This is a genomic window from Arthrobacter sp. NPDC080031 (genome assembly GCF_040702485.1).
Taxonomy (GTDB): Bacteria; Actinomycetota; Actinomycetes; order Actinomycetales; family Micrococcaceae; genus Arthrobacter.
In genome coordinates this window covers 166748-183346 of the sequence record NZ_JBFBLA010000009.1, presented here as the reverse complement: position 1 = coordinate 183346, position 16599 = coordinate 166748, and the positions used below count along the sequence as shown (strand labels likewise).

Sequence of the window (16599 nt, the reverse complement as noted above, 5' to 3'; positions counted from 1 at the left end):
GATCAAACTCTCCGTTGAAGTAAAACAAAAACAGACACAACCACAACCACCGGAAATAACGGACGGCCAGGCTGCACAAAATTTGAAACCAGCTGAAAACCAGACCCCACCCACAGAGGTGACACAGGCCCGGCAAAATCAACCAATTCATATAAATAAATCGGTATCAACAAACTTGGCACACTATTGAGTTCTCAAACAACAGACACACCCGGCACCACCCACACCCCACAGGGTCCAGGATCGCTCCGGAGCAACCTCCCAAAGTTACCAGATCCGCTCTCTCCGCACAACTCCCGAACCCGGGAACCGCGCCGGACAAAACACCATCCGGGACCCCCCGAAACCGCACCGGAACGCACAAAAGCGAACCAGGAATTTGGTTTCCATTTGGAAGGGAGTCTGTCGCAATTTTTCCGCATCAGCGGCGGCGACTCGAACTACTTTACACACCCCCAAGACCCCACGCAAATCACCCCCAAATCACGCCTCAGGCGACCAAGAGCCACCATCTTGGGCTAGTGCCCTGCTGCCCCCTCGGTCTTGCGCATCATGGTGGACAGCACTACGGCAACCACCGCAATCAGAGTGGCTGTCAGGAAGGCGGCCTGCATCCCGGCGACGAAGCCGGACGCGGCTGACACCACGGCGAAGATAGAGACCAGGAGTGCTGTCCCTGCGGCCCCCGCCACCTGCTGCAGCGTGCTCATGATGGCCGAGCCATGCGAATAGAGGTGGGGCGGGAGCGGGTTGAGGCCAGTGGTGAACGCCGGCGTGAACAGCAAAGCCAAGCCCAGGCTCAGTACCGCGTACAGGACCACGACCCACCACAAGGGGCTATCTGCGGTGAGCATCGAGAACTGCCACAGCGTGAGGACCAGCAGGATGGAACCTGTCACAGTCAAGGGGAGCGGACCTATCTTGTCGAACAACCGGCCGACAACCGGCCCCAGCAGGCCCATCGCCAAGCCGCCCGGAAGGAGCGCCAGTCCGGTCTCCATCGGCTGCAGGTGGAGGACGTTCTGCAGGTAGAGCGGCAAGAGGATTACCCCTCCGAACAGGGCCATCATGGCAACCACCATGAGCAGGACCGACACCGTGAACATGCGGAAGTTGAATGCCCTGAGGTCCAGCAGGGGCGCGTCGGACTTCTGCAACTTGAGCTGGCGGAAAACGAACGCCACCATGCACAGTACCCCGATCACCAGCGCGGCGATCGGCACGGCGGTTGCTCCGGCATGGCCGCCGATCTGGCTCAGTCCATAGACCAGCCCGCCGAAAGCGGGAACAGTCAGGAGCACCGAGGCGAAGTCCAGCCTCACGCTGCCTCGCTCGCCTACGTTTGTGAGGAATTTGGCGCCGATACCCATGGCCAACAGGGCCACCGGGAGCACGAAGACGAACATGAACCGCCACGAGAAGTGGTCAAGGATGATGCCGGAAACCGTGGGGCCCAAGGCCGGCGCCACCGAAATCGCAATGGTCACATTACCCATCACCGCACCGCGGCGGGACAGGGGCACCACGGTCAGGATGGTTGTCATCAGCAGCGGGAGCATGATTGCCGTGCCGCCCGCTTGGACGATCCGCGCCAGCAAGAGCACTCCAAAACCCGGGGCTAGAGCCGCGAGCAGGGTGCCGCCGCTGAACAGTCCGATTGCCAGGAGGAACGCAGCCCGGGTGGTGAGCCGCTGGAGGATGAAGCCTGTGGTTGGTATGACCACGGCCATGGTCAGCATGAACCCGGTGGAGAGCCACTGGACTGTAGGTGCGTCGACGCTGAGGTCCGTCATGAGCCGCTGCAAGGCAACGTTCATGATGGTCTCGTTGAGGATCACCACGAAGGTGGCTACGAGTAGCGTGACGATGACGGTGACAGACTCGCGTGACATCTTGTCGTTCGCTAGTTTTGTCCCCGTCCCGGGCACGGGTTTGCCGTGCGCGTCGGACGTGACGTCAGCAGACATGAGGATTCCTCGGCTGTGGGTGCGGTGGTTTCCGGTGCTCTGCACCGGTGGGGATTGCAACAGTCTAAGCCTCTGGCGCATTCCCGTCAGCAGGTTAATCCAAACGTTTGTGCGCGGGCAACCGGGAGTTCAGGAACTCAGCGGCACGTTATCGATCAACCGCACGGGTCCAACCTTCGCCGCAATGATCGCAAGCCCTTCACCCCGGAATGGAGTCTCCTTGCAGTTTTCGGCGAGCGGCTCGAGCGTGCGGGGATCGACGACGTCGAAATAGTCCAGCTTCACGAGGGGCTGCGATTCAACGAGCGCGACGGCGGAGTCCAGCTCGAGCGGTTCGTTCGCCAGGGCGCGGGACTCAAGGAGGCGGAGGGCACGGGACAGCACCAGCGCCGCCTCCCGCTCTTCTTCGGAAAGGAATCGGTTCCGGCTGGAAAGCGCCAGCCCTTCCGCACTGCGCACGGTAGGCACGGCCACGATGTCCACCGGAAAGCTGAGATCGGCCACCATCCTCTTCACGAGGGCCAGCTGCTGGGCATCCTTCTGGCCGAAGTACGCGCGGTACGCGGCAGCACCGCCGTCGGCGGCTGGACCGCCAGGCAGTCCGTAGTGCAGAAGTTTGGCGACCACCGTGAGGGCGCCGTCGAAGTGGCCAGGACGCGAGGCGCCCTCCCATTTCCCGCCCAGCGGTCCCGAAGTCACCCGGACCAGCGGCTCCCCGCCGGGGTAAACCTCGTCAACTGACGGGGCGAAGACGAGATCCACGCCCTCGGCATCCAGGAGGGCCATATCGGCATCAAGCGTGCGCGGGTAGCGTTCGAGGTCCGCGGCTTCGCCGAACTGCAAGGGGTTTACGAAGATGGACGCCACTACGACGTCGTTCTGCTCGACGGCGGTGCGGGCCAACGCTGCGTGCCCGGTGTGCAGCGCTCCCATCGTGGGGACGAGGCCTTGCGAGCTGCCGCGCTTTTCCGCGAGCAACCGCGCACTTTCGGCCCGCAGTTCCGCTGCGGTGGTTACAAGTTTGATGGCCATTCAGTTCCCTTCCTGCGTCCCGGCAGCGTCGTTGCCTGGACGGTCCTCACCGTTGTCCGGCGTATCCGAGCCGTCCAAGATGTTGTTGATGTCGCCAAGCTGGCCCTCTTTGAGCAGTCCGCGATTGACAGCCCGGCGGGCCGTGGCGCGGGCCATGGCCCGGTAGGCGGCGAGGACATCGCCGCCGGCACCGCCGTCGTACTCCTTGAGGGCCTCCGCGTGGGCGGCCACGGTTCCCACATCCCCGCGTGCCACGGGCCCGGTCAGCGCGGACTCGCCTGAGGCCAGGGCGTTCTCCAAGGTGGCGCGGAGCAAGGGTCCGAGCATTCGTTCCGGCGCGTCGACGCCGATGTCCCGAAGCAGCTGGGACGACTGGGCCACGAGGGTGACCAGGTGGTTCGAGCTGTGCGCGAGGGCTGCGTGGTAGAGCGTGCGATCCGCCTCGGCAATGGCCACTGGTTCGGCACCCATTTCCACCACGAGGGCTTGGGCGATGGGCAACATCGCGGCATCGGCAGTGACCCCGAAGGTGCAGTCCAGGAGCCGCGTCAAGTCCAGGCTCATGCCCGTGAACGTCATGGCCGGGTGGAGGGCGAGCGGAATGGCACCTGCCGCGCGGACCGGCTTCAGGATTCCGACGCCGAAGCGGCCGGAAGTGTGCGCCACGAGCTGTCCAGGCTGCCACGCTCCGAGCTTGGCCAGTCCTGTCACTAGTTCACCGAGGGCATCGTCCGGAACAGCGAGGAGCACCAACTCGGACCGCTCTACGATCTCCTGGACTTCGAGGACCGGGACCCCCGGCAGCAGCGTCTCCGCCCGCTCCCGGCTCGCCTCCGACACTGCGGAAACCCCGACGACGGCGTGCTCGGCTCCGCGCAGGGCCGCACCCAATACGGCACCCACCTTGCCGGCGCCAACGATTCCTACGCCGAGTCGTCCTGGCCTAGCCATGGTCGGGTTCCTCCTGGGTCGATGCACGCTGCATGGCATGCGTGGTCGGCGGGGCCGTGGCCGGCATCGCCACGGGCGGAAGTTGAGCCAGCCATTGCTCGCTACTCTGCAGTTTGCGGGCTTTCCGGGCCCGGGCCGCCTGCTCGTCGAACAAGCCGAGTGCTTCCTCCGTGGCTGCCTGGACGAGCCGGGGCGCCACCGGCCCCGGCGTCGTGTGCAGCACGAGGTCGGCCACGCCGAACAGCCGGGCCAACGGACCTTGGTGGACGGCGATGGACTGGGTTCGTTGGTGCGGGACCATTACCAGCTTCCGCCACAAGCGGCCGGAGCGCAGGAGCAACGCCGTGTCCGTTGAAAAGAAGCCGTTGCGTCGCCAACCCAACGGGGAAAGAATCCAGGCACGCTTGGGGGTGGTGACAAAGCCGGCCCCGGAATCCAGGCCGGTCAACCCGGCGGTGAACACGCGCTCGGGGTCCGCGGTTCCGGGATCTGGCAGGACGAGTGAGAGCATCATCATCACCTCCGGCTTCCGGCCGACTGGAAGCAGCAACGTCCGGTGTTCGCCTTCGCTGCGGTGGTGTTCCCCGTAGCCGGCAACGTTCACGTGGATCCGATACCAGCCGAGAATGCGCCACAGCGGCGGCTGCGTGACCTTGAGCGCCTGGATGCGGCCGGGAGGCACGGTTTGGGCCCGGGTATCCAGGAGTCCGTAGCGCAGACGGATGCCGTCCGGGGAAATTGCCGCCGTAAAGTTGTAGCCCGTGTTGAACGAGCGCCAGTAGGCGGTACCCAAGCCGAGGATTGCCGGAATCAAGTAGAGGATGAAGGCTCGGGACTCGGTCAATACTGAAACCAGCACGGACGCGATGGCGCTGAGCACAATGAAGAAGCTCTGTTCGCTCAAGATCAGCGAACCAACAAGCCTTCCAGGCGGCACGTAGAGCACCACCTGTTCGGGTGCTTCGGGCACCTCGACCGTTTCGCTCCCGTCGGCAATACCGGCGGCCCGGCCCAGGATGGTGGCGCGGAGCTGTTTGGCCTGCGCGAGCCTGAGGTACGAGAGCCGGACGGCCGAGTGACCGGCGTCGGCCACCTCGAACTTCAACTCCGCGAGCCCGAAAATACGGGCAAGCAGGGGCTGCACGATGTCGATGGCCTGGACCCGGTCGAGCCGGGCCTGGCGCTGCTGTTTGAACAGGAAGCCGGTGTTGACCCTGACATAGCCTTCGGCGAGCTGGTACCGGGTGAAATACCAGCTGAGGACGAAGGACCCCAAAGCCAGCAACAGCACGACGCCGCCCCCGGCCAGGAGCCAAAGCGTGCGTTCGTTGAAGTTGTCGCCAATGGTCCCGCGGCCTTGGAGGGCCCGTTCAAAGGTGTCCCGGCCGAAGAAATAGATGATCGCCGCAAGCGCCACCCATCCCCGCACGAATGGCGACGCCGGATGGACGCGGTGCCAGTCGCCGTCGACCACGGTCCGTTCCTGGGTCACAGCCCTGCCAGCCTCGCTTCGCCGCGGGCCGAAAGCTGCTCGCGCAGCCGTGCGCCTTCAGCGGCGGGAAGTCCGGGAAGGTGGGCGTTGGTTCCAGCCGATGCGGTGTGGAGTTTGACGGTGCACAGGCCCAGGAGCCGTTCGACGGGACCAACCGTTACATCGACGAACTGCATCCGACCATAGGGAACCACCATGGTCCGCTGGAAGAAGATGCCTCGGCGGATCAAAAGATCGTCGTCGCGTTCCGCGTACCCGATGGCCCGCACTTGCCTCGGGATCAACACGAGCCGCCACAGGCCAAGCAGCAAAAACGCCGCGGGAACGGCGACGGCCAGCCATAGCGGTGGCCACTTCCACCATCCCAGTTCCACGAAGAGCAAGGGCAGGCTGAACAGGCCGATCGTGATCACGTTGCCGATGGCCCACTCGACGAGCCTTACCCTGACGTATTTCGGCGAAACGCGCAGCCACTGGATGCCAGGAGGATCAATCGCCGCGGTATGCATATTCGCCTTCCCCCTTTGCCTCGCCACGGTGTGGATCCCTGACGCCGGGGCCGCCTTCCAGGTCTTCCGGAGGGATTCGGCAGAACCGCTCCACCACGAGCCCCACGATGGTCATGATGAGCCCGCCTCCGCCCATGATGAGCGCGAGCCACAAGATGCCTTGGTCGCTGCGGAGGCTCCACAGCCGGAGTTGCTCAATCACGATTCCCAGATGCCAGCCGAGCAGCACCGTGCCCGCATAGGCGCAGGCCTGGGCCAGGATCAGGGTTCGCGCGGCAAGGATGGGATTGAGCATGGTCTTCTTCTTGCCGTTGCGCCAGCGCAGGACACGGATGCCCATGATCAACGTGAGGACGGCAATGACGCCCATAGTCACCAACGCGGAAGGAGGAAGCACCGGCGTCGCCATGCTGTAGCGGGTGGTGAGCACGGTGATCAGCCAGCCAAATGCGGCAAGAACGACGGCGATGATCGCCAACAAGAGCGGACGCATGGCCTTCATGGACTTACTCCACCGCTCCCGCGGCAGCGACGCTGCCGGATCCGTCGAAACCGTCGAAAGGCCGAAGCCCGGGAAAGTCCTCGGCCTTGGCGGCAAGCTCGGCGACGCTCTCACCGTTGAGCCGCGCTGCAGGGTCCAGGAGGGCCCACGGATAGAGCACGAAGGCCCGCTCCGCGGCCCGCGGATGCGGCAGGGTCAGTGTTTCGTCGTCGCTCGTGAGTTCGCCGTAGACAATGATGTCCACGTCCAAAGTGCGCGGGCCCCAGCGGACCTCGCGGACCCGGTGGTGCATTTGTTCAACGTCGTGGCAGTGCTGCAAGAGTTCCAGCGGAGCAAGGGTGGTCTCAATGGCGATGACCATGTTGAGGAAATCCGGTTGCCCCACGGGCCCGCCCACGGCTTTGGTCTGCACGATGGGAGAGACACCGAGCAGCCGGATTTCCGGGCGGTCAACGAGGTCGGCAACGGCGGTGGACAGGGTGTCGTTCCGCTCGCCTAGATTGCTGCCAAGGGCCAGGATGGCTTTCGTGAAAGGGGAGGTCATGCACGCTCCCTGCGGACACTGACTGTGACGTCACCGAAGGGCACTTCGATGGGAGCCTTGGGTTTGTGGACCGTGACATCGACGGCGGCGACGTTGAAGCCGGCAAGAATCCCCTCGGCGATCCGGACCGCGAGGGCTTCGATCAGGTTGAGGGGCTCGCCGGTGATGAGGGACGTAATGTACTCGGCCACTTCACCGTAGTGGGCCGTGAACTGCAGGTCATCCGTTTCCGCGGCCTTGCTGAAATCGGTGTACAGCACCGCGTCAACGACGAACGGCTGTCCGTCCCGGCGCTCGAAGTCGAAGACGCCGTGATGCCCGACGGCGGTCACGCCGGTCAGTGTGATCCTGTCCAAGCCCGTTCCTCCCCCTCTGTTCACTAAGCTTAGTGTCGGATGCGCGCAGCAACCTTGACCGCGTCAAGGCTGGGGCCGACGTCGTGGACGCGCACAGCCCAGGCCCCGTTCGCGGCACTGATTGCCGTGATGGCCGCAGTGGCATGGTCCCGCTCCTCCGGTGCCGCCGCCTTGCCGGCCACGGTCAGGAGCGTTCCGAGGAACCGCTTCCGGGAAGCTCCGATCAGGACCTTGTGGCCAAGCTCATCCAGCTTGCCGATGTACTTGAGGAGTTGCCAGTTCTGGTCCTCGTCCTTGGAGAAACCCAGGCCCGGATCCACAATGATTTGCTCCGGTGTGACGCCTGCCGCGTAGAGCTTGTCGCGGACGCCCTTAAGCTCCTCGATGACTTCCTCCACAACGTTGCCGTAGTCGGCAAGGCTGTTCATGGTCTCCGCGTCGCCCCGGCGATGCGTCAGGACGTAGGGCACCTTGGTACGAGCGACGAGTTCGGCCATCTCAGGCTCGATGCTCAGCCCGGAGACGTCGTTGATGATCGCGGCGCCCGCCTCCACAGCCGCAGCGGCCGTCGACGCGTGGGTCGTGTCGATGCTGACAAGCGCCCCGGCCTTCACGAGTGCCTGAATCACCGGCAAGACCCGGCGTTGCTCTTCTTCCGGTGAGACGGGTTCGGCGCCAGGGCGGGTCGATTCGCCACCGACGTCGATGATGTCCGCTCCGGCGTACAACATGCGCAGAGCGTGGGCGATGGCGGTGTCCGCCGTGGGGTGCTTGCCGCCGTCGCTGAATGAATCCGGCGTGACATTCAGAATTCCCATGACCAGCGTGCGGTCAGTCGGCAGGTCCGCGAACCGGGCGGCTGGACGGGGTTTGCGGAGAATGGGCAGGGGGCTGGTAGCCGGGCCCGTTCCTGGTGCGGCTGCGAGGGAATCCATGGTCTTTGTTACCTTCCGAGTATGAGGCTCATGGCTTCGGCGCGGGTGGCCGGGTCATGAAGTTGCCCGCGCACTGCGCTGGTGACGGTCTTGGCGCCGGGCTTGCGGATGCCGCGCATGGACATGCACATGTGTTCGCATTCGACGACGACGATCGCTCCCCTGGGCTTGAGGTGGGTCACGAGCGCTTCGACGATCTGGGTGGTCAGGCGTTCCTGCACCTGGGGACGGCGGGCATAAATGTCCACGAGGCGGGCCAGTTTGCTCAGCCCCGTCACTTTCCCGTCGTGCGAAGGGATGTATCCGACGTGCGCGACGCCGTGGAACGGTACCAAATGGTGCTCGCAGGTGGAATAGAAGGGGATGTCCTTGACCAGCACGAGTTCCTCATGGTCGAGGTCGAACGTGGTGGACAGGACGTGCTCGGGATCCTGGTGCAGGCCCGCGAAGACTTCGGCGTAGGCCTTGGCGACGCGCCTCGGGGTATCCAGCAGTCCGCCGCGGTCCGGGTCCTCGCCCACGGCAATGAGGATCTCGCGGACGGCCGCTTCGATGCGTGGCCGGTCGACCTTATATGGGTGGTGGCCGTGGCCGTGGCCGTGGCCGCCTGATTTTCCCCCGGAGGTGCCGCCGAAGTCATCACTGGCGGCACCGCTGAAGTCGTCGTCGTCGATGTGAGTCACAGCAGAAAGCTTAGCCTTGATGCGAAACGTCGGTGCCCGCGTCAGGTCCCTGGCCGGTGAATGACTCCTGGCTGCCGACTCCCTGCGGGTGCGGGGATTGAGCGTCCAAGGGCTCTTCGAGACGAGCTTTCTTCGCTTGTTCCTGTGCCTCGCGCTCGGCCTTCTCTGCGCGGGATTCCACCGGTGGGATGGTCTGTACCGGACGGGATTCCTTCGACAGCCAGACCTCGCGGAAGTCCCGCTTGCGGATGTCGCGGAAGATGTAGGCGATCTCGGCCTGGTTCAGCGTTTCACGCTCGAGCAGTTCGAAGGCCAACTGGTCCAGGACGTCGCGGTTCTCGGTCAGGATGGCATAGGCCTCGTCATGGGCCTGGTCGATCAGGCGGCGCACTTCCTCGTCGACGATGTACGCCACCGAGTCGGAGTAGTTGCGTTCCTGGGCCATGTCGCGGCCCAGGAACGGTTCGCCGCCGCCTGCGCCAAGCTTCACGGCGCCGATGCGCTCGCTCATGCCGAACTGGGTGACCATCTTGCGCGCGGTTCCGGTGGCCTTTTCGATATCGTTCGAGGCGCCCGTCGAGGGGTCGTGGAAGACGATTTCCTCTGCAACGCGCCCACCCATGGCATAGGCCATCTGGTCCAGGAGTTCGTTGCGCGTGATCGAATACTTGTCGTCCTCCGGGACCACCATGGTGTAGCCGAGGGCGCGGCCCCGGGGCAGGATGGTGATCTTCGTGACAGGGGCTGAATTGCGCAATGCTGCCGCGACCAGGGCGTGACCGCCCTCGTGGTAGGCGGTGATCTTCCGCTCCATTTCCTTCATGACGCGGCTACGCTTTTGCGGGCCGGCCATGACGCGGTCGATTGCCTCGTCCAGGGCGCGGTCGTCGATCAGGTTTGCATTGGACCTGGCCGTCAGGAGGGCGGCCTCGTTGAGCACGTTAGCAAGGTCCGCACCGGTGTAGCCGGGGGTCTTTTTCGCGACGCCCTTGAGGTCGACGCCGTGGGCCATCGGCTTGCCTTTGGCATGGACGTTGAGGATCTGTTCGCGACCAATCAGGTCCGGAGCTTCAACAGTGATCTGGCGGTCGAAGCGGCCAGGACGGAGCAGGGCAGGATCCAGGACGTCCGGACGGTTGGTTGCCGCGATCAGGATGACGTTGGTCTTGACGTCGAAGCCGTCCATTTCGACCAGGAGCTGGTTGAGGGTCTGCTCGCGCTCGTCGTTGCCACCGCCGATACCGGCGCCGCGGTGACGTCCGACGGCGTCGATCTCGTCAACGAAAATGATGGCGGGCGCATTGGCCTTGGCTTGTTCGAAGAGGTCACGGACACGGGAAGCGCCGACACCTACGAACATTTCAACGAAGTCCGAGCCGGAGATGGAGAAGAACGGGACGCCGGCCTCGCCGGCGACGGCGCGGGCCAGGAGGGTCTTGCCGGTGCCCGGAGGCCCGTACAACAGCACGCCCTTGGGGATCTTTGCGCCAACGGCCTGGAACTTTGCCGGTTCCGCGAGGAATTCCTTGATCTCCTGGAGTTCTTCGACGGCTTCATCGGCTCCGGCGACATCCGCGAAGGTGACCTGCGGCATGTCCTTGTTGACCAACTTGGCCTTCGACTTGCCGAACTGCATCACCTTGGAACCGCCGCCTTGCATGCGCGAGAGCAGGAACCAGAAAAGCACGCCCAGCAGGAGTACCGGGATGAGGAGCGAGAACAGTCCGGAGAACCAGTTGTTCTCGACAGGCTGGTCCGTGAAGCCGCCGGATGGTTGGGCGTTGGTGACGGCCTTGACGACGTCCCCGGCCCGCGCGGTGACGTAGAAGAACTGGACGTTCTTGCCCTTGTCCTGGCCATCGATGACGAGGTTGTCTTTCAGCGTCAGGTCAACGCGGTTCTCGGCATCGTAGATTTTGGCCTGGTCCACTTTGCCGCTCTGCGCGAGGATCGCGAGGCCCTTGTCGGTGTCGATACGGGTGGATCCACCGGGGGCAAGGGTTGCAAATGCCACCAGGAGCAAGCCGACTACGACAACAATCCAGATGCCCGGGCCCTTGAAGAAACTCTTAGCTTTCATCTGTTCGGGGGCTCCGCCCCGTCCCTCCTGGTAGTGCTGCACGGCGCAGCTTCTGCGCGCGTGTGGTGCTGCGTCAGTTTCTAGCTTTACACCGTTCGGAGTGATTCACGCACAGTGAGGGGCAAAAGTTCCCTCTAGGCGTACATCAACGCGGAATTCCGGAGACTCCCGGGGGAAATCCATGGTTCTTTCAGGATCCCCGAGCTCACTGCACAACGAGAAGCGGCCTCCCGAACGGGAGGCCGCTTTCACTCCGCGAACAAGGCCGCGGTGGTTCATGCGAGAAGAGTTACTCGTAAACGTGCGGGGCGAGGGTTCCCACAAAGTCCAGGTTGCGGTATTTCTCGGCGTAATCAAGGCCGTAGCCGACGACGAATTCGTTGGGAATGTCATAGCCGACGTACTTGACGTCGATCTCGACCTTGGCGGCCGTCGGCTTGCGGAAAGCCGTGCAGATTTCCACGGAAGCGGTGCCCCGCGATTCGAGGTTGGTCTTGAGCCAGGAGAGGGTCAGGCCGGAATCGATGATGTCTTCGACAATCAGGACATCCTTGCCCATCAGGTCGGTATCAAGGTCCTTGAGGATGCGCACCACGCCGGAGGACTGGGTACCGGAGCCGTAGGAAGACACCGCCATCCAGTCCATGCTGACGTGGCTGTGCAGCGCACGCGCGAGGTCTGCCATGACCATGACGGCGCCCTTGAGCACACCGACGATCAGCAGTTCGCGGCCCTCGTAGTCCTTGTCAATTTGTGCAGCAAGTTCGGCGATCCGTTGCTGGATCTGCTCCTTGGTGTAGAGAACGTGTTTGAGGTCTGCCTGGACGTCGTTTGAATCCACCAATGGCTCCTGTGTTGATGCGTGGGTGCGGCTAGTGTTGGGGCGATCTTTGATGCCGGAATACTAGCTTCCCACAGCCGCCGCCTTCGCGGGGAACGGCAGTTGTCCCCGCTGAGGCCTCCCGCTCCAATTCGCTCAGGGATACTCGGTAGACGCTGACGTTTCCGGGAAGCTGCACGGGACCCGCCGATCCCTGCCGGCGCAGTAGCGCTTCGGCCGCCTGAAGCCGCCCGTAGCCGGGCTGTTGGCCCCCGACGTCGACCGCTGCCTTCGCGATCACCCGGAACCTCAGCGCGGGGGACAAATTCCTCAAGGCGTCTTCGTGGAGCCAGACTCCGTCGTCCGTCCGGTTCGCCAGGCCCGCATAGCTCTCTGCGGCAAGCTGCTCCAGGAAGTCGGCGTCCTGTTGGAGGATCGCGGCGGTGCGGGCGAGCGATTCGGCAACACCGGGCCCCAGCTTGTCCTCAAGCAAGGGCATCACCTCAGCCCTGGTCCGCGAGCGGGCGAAGGCGGGGTCCGCGTTACTGGGATCGTGCCAGGTTTCGAGTTCCTCGACCTCGCAGATTTCGAGTGTTTCCGCGCGGCGAAGGCCGAGGAAGGGACGAAGGAGCTTGCCGCGGGCGGGCCGCATTCCGGCGAGGGAGCGAGTCCCCGAGCCCCGGGCCAGGCCCAGCAGGACCTGTTCGGCCTGGTCGTCCAGGGTGTGCCCGAGAAGGATTGCTCCGCAGTCGAGTTCGGTGGCGGCTGCTTCGAGGGCCGCGTGCCGGGCGTCCCGGGCTGCCGCCTCGGGCCCGAAGCCGGTAGCGGCCACCTCCACGGTCCGCAGCTGGACGGGTGAGAGACCCAGCTCCTCCAGGATCGACACCGTTCGTGCCGCGACCTCACCGGAGCCTTCCTGCAGCTGGTGGTCAACCACGACGGCGGCCACGCTCACGGGACGGCCGTGCACATGGCCTCGGCGTGCAAAGTAGGCTGCCACTGAGGCGAGCGCCAAGGAGTCCGGCCCGCCGCTGCAAGCCACCAGGATCCGCTCGGGATAGCCTGCGGATGCCAGCGCGTCCTGCACCATGTTCCGTGCTTTGCCGACGACGGGCGCCAAACGCCCGGGACGCCGTCGTCCGCTGCTTGCCGCATCTTTGCCGCTTGCTTCAGGGCCCGATGTGGTGCCTGCGGTCACAGCCCCATCCGCTCAAGCCACAGCTTGGAGTCGTGGATTTCGGCTTCGGTGGGCAGTTTTTCGGCCGACTCCCAGACCCGGTTCAGGCCCTCCATGCCAGCCACCGCGACCACTTCACGAACGAACTTGGCTCCGTCGCTGTACTGGCGCATCTTGGCATCCAGGCCGAGGATGTTGCGGATGAATTTCTCGATCATTCCGCGGTCCTTGCCCCGTGCGTTGAAGCGCTGCCGGATGGTCTTCACCGAGGGGATGAGGGTGGAATCGACGGCGTCCATCACCACATTGGCGTGGCCTTCCAGCAAACTCATGACGGCTGTGAGGTGCGAAAGGGAGGCCTTTTCCTCGGGGTTTTGCAGCAGGTCCAGGATGGCCCCGCGGCCGGGCACCGCACCTGTGGAGCGGTCGCGCAGGGACCGGGCGGCAGCCGTGGCGCGGTCCATGATGGAGTCCACATTGCCGAGCAAGTTGGTGCTCAGGCGTTCGATTTCCTCAAGCATGTGGGTCCGGAGCCAGGGTGCCGCCGCGAACTGCACCCGGTGGGTCTGCTCGTGAAGGCAGACCCAGAGCCGGAAATCGTCAGGATCGACGTTGAGCTCGCGTTCCACGGAGATGATGTTCGGAGCCACCAGCAAGAGCCGGCCCGCGGGCGGCGCTTTCGAGTCCGGGGCGAGCGCGGCGAAGGGATCGTATTGGCCCAGGACCTTGCTCGACAAGAAGGCAAGCACAGCCCCGAGCTGGCTGCCGGTGATGGCGCCGCTCGCGGCCGCCGCAGCCGGTGTCATCGCCGGGCCCCGCCGGGAATCCAGCATTTGCTTAAGGGCCGGCTGGAGCATCACGGCAAAACTTTGGGTATTGGCCTTCGCCCACGACGCCCGGTCAACCACCAGCACGTGGGAATCGCGAAGATCCCGTGCGGCTTCCAAACCGGTGATGTCGTGCACGTGCGGTACCGAGATGTCCGCGCTGAAACGCAGGCTGTCCACGGCTTTGCCGATCTGGGCCGCACTCAGTACGGGGCCGGGGGGAGCGAGGCGGGCGGCCGTGGAGGCGGCCAGCTCCCAGTTGATGAGGGACTGGGCTTGCTGCTGAGACTCCATATGAACCATCAGAACACAACAGTCTGAATCTGCACCCTTAAGTTCGCTCAGCGGCGAACGTCAGGCAGCGGCGGACGTCAACGACCAGTGCAACCACATGACGCCAGTGCCGTGGCGGATCTGTCCAGCGCTACCTTGTTCCCCGCCGCGCCCGGGGTCAGCCCGTTGCCGATAAAGGAAAAGACCAACAGGCGGCCGTTCGCGTCCACCACATAGCCGCTCAAAGCGATCACTGAATTCAGGGTGCCGGTCTTGGCCCGCACCAGTCCCGCCCCTTGGGAGGTGCTGGCGTCTCCGTAGCGGTCGCCAAGCGTCCCGGTCAGCCCGGCCACCGGGAACCCGGCGAGGGCGGCCCGGAGACGGGTGTCCGGTCCCGAGGTGATGGCCCGCACCACATCCGCGAACTGCCGCGCCGACACCTGGTTGCCCAAGGCAAGGCCGGAGACGTCTGCCAAGTGCATGGAGTCCGTGGCGATCCCCAGTTCCGCCACCTGGGCGCTCACGGCCGCCGTCGCGCCGTCGTTCGAGCCCTGCTTTCCCGTGGACAGAGCTACCATCCGGCCGAATACCTCTGCAAGGTAGTTGTCCGAGGTTTGGAGCATCAAGTCCACTTGCTCGCGGACGGTCGCAGACACCACGCTGGCGAGGACGTCCTGCTTTGCCGCCCGAGCGGAGGCGCGTTCCACGCCGGGGACCACAGTAAATCCGGCAGAAGCGCCCGCGGCCTGGAGCTTCCCTGCGAAAGCCTCGGCCGCGGTGAGCGCGGCGTCCTGCGGACGCGGACCGGTGGTTGCCCCCGCGCTCGTCCGGGCCGAGTTCAGGGCGATCGGAAAGATCGGCGCAGTTTCGCCGGCAGCGACGTCGTCGGGGCTCCACGCCGGATTCAAAGCCGGACCGGTGAATAGTCCATCGTCCAATTGCACCGTGACCGGGCCCTTCACGCCGCGGTCCTGGAGCGCTTTCGCCGCATCGCTGGCGAGGGTCTCCAGGCCGGCATGGCCAAGCACCCCGCTTGGCTGGGACGGGCCGTCGCCGAGCAGGACGTCACCCCCGGCGCTCAGGATGATGGTCGAGGGCGAAGGTCCCGCCAGCACCCGCGTGCTGAAGCGTGTCTCCGGGCCGATCGCCCGCAGCGCCGCGACTGCGGTGAGCAGCTTCATGTTGGACGCCGGCACCCGGTTCTTGGCGCCGTCGCGATCGTAAAGCGGAAGCCCGGTCAACGCATCCTCAACGACGCCGGTGAAGTCTCCCCCGCCGTCGGGCGTCAGGAGGGCGTTGAGCTGGTTCGTGACATCTGCCGGCAGCGGAACCGGGGCGGAAGCGTCCAAGGGCGCAACGATCTGGGTGCGGCTCAGTTGCTTGGGGACCTGTTGCCAGGCCGGCATCTTAGGCGCGGGCGTACCGGCTACCCCGAAGAAGCTTGGACCGAAGAATCCGCTCGCGACTCCGAGGCCCATCGGAACGGCCAATGCCGCGATCACCAAGGTCAACAAGAGCAGCGGCAGAAAGCGGACGACGCCCTTCGACGCAGGTTTCGCGGGTCTGCGCTTCCTGGGCCTGAGAACGGGAGTTTCCTGCTGTTCCGGAGCCTGCTTTTCAGCCCCCGCCTCGTCAACGCCCTTCATGCAGCCTTAGTCCTCAAAGTCTTGAATGTCCCCACCGTTTCAAGAAACTTGGGCCTCTCGCTATATCCTCAATAGTAGTCGGCGGCGTCGGCTGCTCTGTTGCCGCGCCCATGCCAATACCGTCAAGGAGCATTCCATGAAGCACGACGTCACGATCGAGATCCCCAAGGGGTCGCGCGTCAAGTACGAAGTTGACCACGAGACCGGCCGCGTCCGCCTGGACCGCGTCCTGTTCACCTCCATGCAGTACCCCACCCACTACGGGTTCTTCGAGAACACCCTTGGCGAGGACGGCGACCCGCTGGACGCACTGGTGCTCCTGCAGGACTTCGACCTGTACCCCGGAGTCATCGTTGAGTCCCGCCCCATCGGCGTTTTCAACATGACCGACGACGGCGGCGGAGACGCCAAGATCCTGTGCGTTCCGGCCGACCCGCGTTTCGACCACATCCAGGAAATCACTGATGTCAGCGAATTCCTGATCAAGGAAATCGAGCACTTCTTCACCCGTTACAAGGATCTTGAGCCGGGTAAGTGGGTCAAGGCTGAAGGCTGGGCCGACCGCGCCGCCGCCGAAGCCGAGCTGGAAGCTTCCATCAAGCGTTACGTTCCGAGCGCGCACTAACAGCGTCCGGCAAGCAACCCGTCCGACGGCGGCGGGTGCGGTTCCAAGCGAACCGCACCCGCCGCCGTCGTCGTTAAGGCGTAGGGTCCCCCGCGCAGCGGATCGGCCCACAGTCGCCGGGCAGCCGCCATCGTAACGAGCAGTTGACTCTGAATTAACCGCTTGAAAGTCCGCTACCTG

The 16599-nt window shown here is 64.6% G+C and carries 17 protein-coding genes; 2 read left to right on the top strand and 15 right to left on the bottom strand.

The window, feature by feature from the left end:
- Positions 1 to 190, top strand: a 190-nt coding sequence (locus AB0323_RS09920; protein WP_366177153.1) for a hypothetical protein, incomplete at its 5' end; no start/stop codon positions are given.
- 328 nt (positions 191 to 518) lie between these two features.
- Here AB0323_RS09920 and AB0323_RS09915 read toward each other — a convergent pair.
- The 15 genes from AB0323_RS09915 to dacB all read right to left on the bottom strand — a co-directional run bounded on the left by AB0323_RS09915 (position 519) and on the right by dacB (position 15794).
- Positions 519 to 1967: a DHA2 family efflux MFS transporter permease subunit gene (locus AB0323_RS09915; protein ID WP_366177152.1), complete on the bottom strand. Its 1449-nt coding sequence runs from the start codon at positions 1965 to 1967 to the stop codon at positions 519 to 521.
- Positions 1968 to 2096: 129 nt separating this feature from the next.
- Positions 2097 to 2999 (bottom strand): pantoate--beta-alanine ligase, encoded by a 903-nt coding sequence (gene panC, locus AB0323_RS09910; protein ID WP_366177151.1) that lies wholly within the window; start codon positions 2997 to 2999, stop codon positions 2097 to 2099.
- Positions 3000 to 3950: a DUF2520 domain-containing protein gene (locus AB0323_RS09905; protein ID WP_366177150.1), complete on the bottom strand. Its 951-nt coding sequence runs from the start codon at positions 3948 to 3950 to the stop codon at positions 3000 to 3002.
- Entirely contained in the window at positions 3943 to 5442 is a 1500-nt protein-coding gene (locus AB0323_RS09900; protein ID WP_366177149.1) for a PH domain-containing protein, read from the bottom strand. The genes AB0323_RS09905 and AB0323_RS09900 overlap by 8 nt, the downstream gene beginning before the upstream one ends.
- The gene (locus AB0323_RS09895) at positions 5439 to 5951 is read right to left on the bottom strand and encodes a PH domain-containing protein (RefSeq protein ID WP_366177148.1); all 513 of its coding nucleotides are present in this window, start codon (positions 5949 to 5951) and stop codon (positions 5439 to 5441) included. The genes AB0323_RS09900 and AB0323_RS09895 overlap by 4 nt, the downstream gene beginning before the upstream one ends.
- Entirely contained in the window at positions 5932 to 6453 is a 522-nt protein-coding gene (locus AB0323_RS09890; RefSeq protein ID WP_364542687.1) for a DUF3180 domain-containing protein, read from the bottom strand. Before AB0323_RS09890 ends, AB0323_RS09895 begins: the two co-directional genes overlap by 20 nt.
- Positions 6454 to 6457: 4 nt before the next feature.
- Positions 6458 to 6997 carry a 2-amino-4-hydroxy-6-hydroxymethyldihydropteridine diphosphokinase gene (gene folK, locus AB0323_RS09885; protein ID WP_366177147.1) on the bottom strand — a complete coding sequence of 180 codons (540 nt, stop codon included), beginning with the start codon at positions 6995 to 6997 and terminating at the stop codon, positions 6458 to 6460.
- Positions 6994 to 7353 carry a dihydroneopterin aldolase gene (gene folB / locus AB0323_RS09880; protein ID WP_366177146.1) on the bottom strand — a complete coding sequence of 120 codons (360 nt, stop codon included), beginning with the start codon at positions 7351 to 7353 and terminating at the stop codon, positions 6994 to 6996. The genes folK and folB overlap by 4 nt, the downstream gene beginning before the upstream one ends.
- Positions 7354 to 7382: 29 nt before the next feature.
- Positions 7383 to 8288: a dihydropteroate synthase gene (gene folP, locus AB0323_RS09875; protein WP_364542681.1), complete on the bottom strand. Its 906-nt coding sequence runs from the start codon at positions 8286 to 8288 to the stop codon at positions 7383 to 7385.
- 8 nt (positions 8289 to 8296) lie between these two features.
- Positions 8297 to 8971: a GTP cyclohydrolase I FolE gene (folE, locus tag AB0323_RS09870; RefSeq protein WP_366177145.1), complete on the bottom strand. Its 675-nt coding sequence runs from the start codon at positions 8969 to 8971 to the stop codon at positions 8297 to 8299.
- A gap of 10 nt (positions 8972 to 8981) precedes the next feature.
- A complete protein-coding gene (ftsH, locus tag AB0323_RS09865; protein WP_364542675.1) occupies positions 8982 to 11051 on the bottom strand; it encodes an ATP-dependent zinc metalloprotease FtsH in 2070 nt (689 codons plus the stop codon).
- A gap of 289 nt (positions 11052 to 11340) precedes the next feature.
- Positions 11341 to 11892 carry a hypoxanthine phosphoribosyltransferase gene (gene hpt / locus AB0323_RS09860; RefSeq protein WP_059388924.1) on the bottom strand — a complete coding sequence of 184 codons (552 nt, stop codon included), beginning with the start codon at positions 11890 to 11892 and terminating at the stop codon, positions 11341 to 11343.
- 31 nt (positions 11893 to 11923) lie between these two features.
- The gene (gene tilS / locus AB0323_RS09855) at positions 11924 to 12961 is read right to left on the bottom strand and encodes a tRNA lysidine(34) synthetase TilS (RefSeq protein ID WP_366177160.1); all 1038 of its coding nucleotides are present in this window, start codon (positions 12959 to 12961) and stop codon (positions 11924 to 11926) included.
- A 104-nt stretch (positions 12962 to 13065) separates the two neighbouring features.
- Entirely contained in the window at positions 13066 to 14169 is a 1104-nt protein-coding gene (locus tag AB0323_RS09850) for a zinc-dependent metalloprotease (RefSeq protein WP_366177144.1), read from the bottom strand.
- Between the two features lie 77 nt (positions 14170 to 14246).
- Complete coding sequence (dacB, locus tag AB0323_RS09845) at positions 14247 to 15794, bottom strand: D-alanyl-D-alanine carboxypeptidase/D-alanyl-D-alanine-endopeptidase (RefSeq protein WP_366177143.1); 1548 nt, start codon at positions 15792 to 15794, stop codon at positions 14247 to 14249.
- 136 nt (positions 15795 to 15930) lie between these two features.
- On the opposite strand from dacB, the gene AB0323_RS09840 reads away from it, so the two are divergent.
- Positions 15931 to 16419, top strand: a complete 489-nt coding sequence (locus AB0323_RS09840; RefSeq protein WP_364542665.1) for an inorganic diphosphatase — start codon at positions 15931 to 15933, stop codon at positions 16417 to 16419.
- The last annotated feature ends 180 nt before the right edge of the window (positions 16420 to 16599 follow it).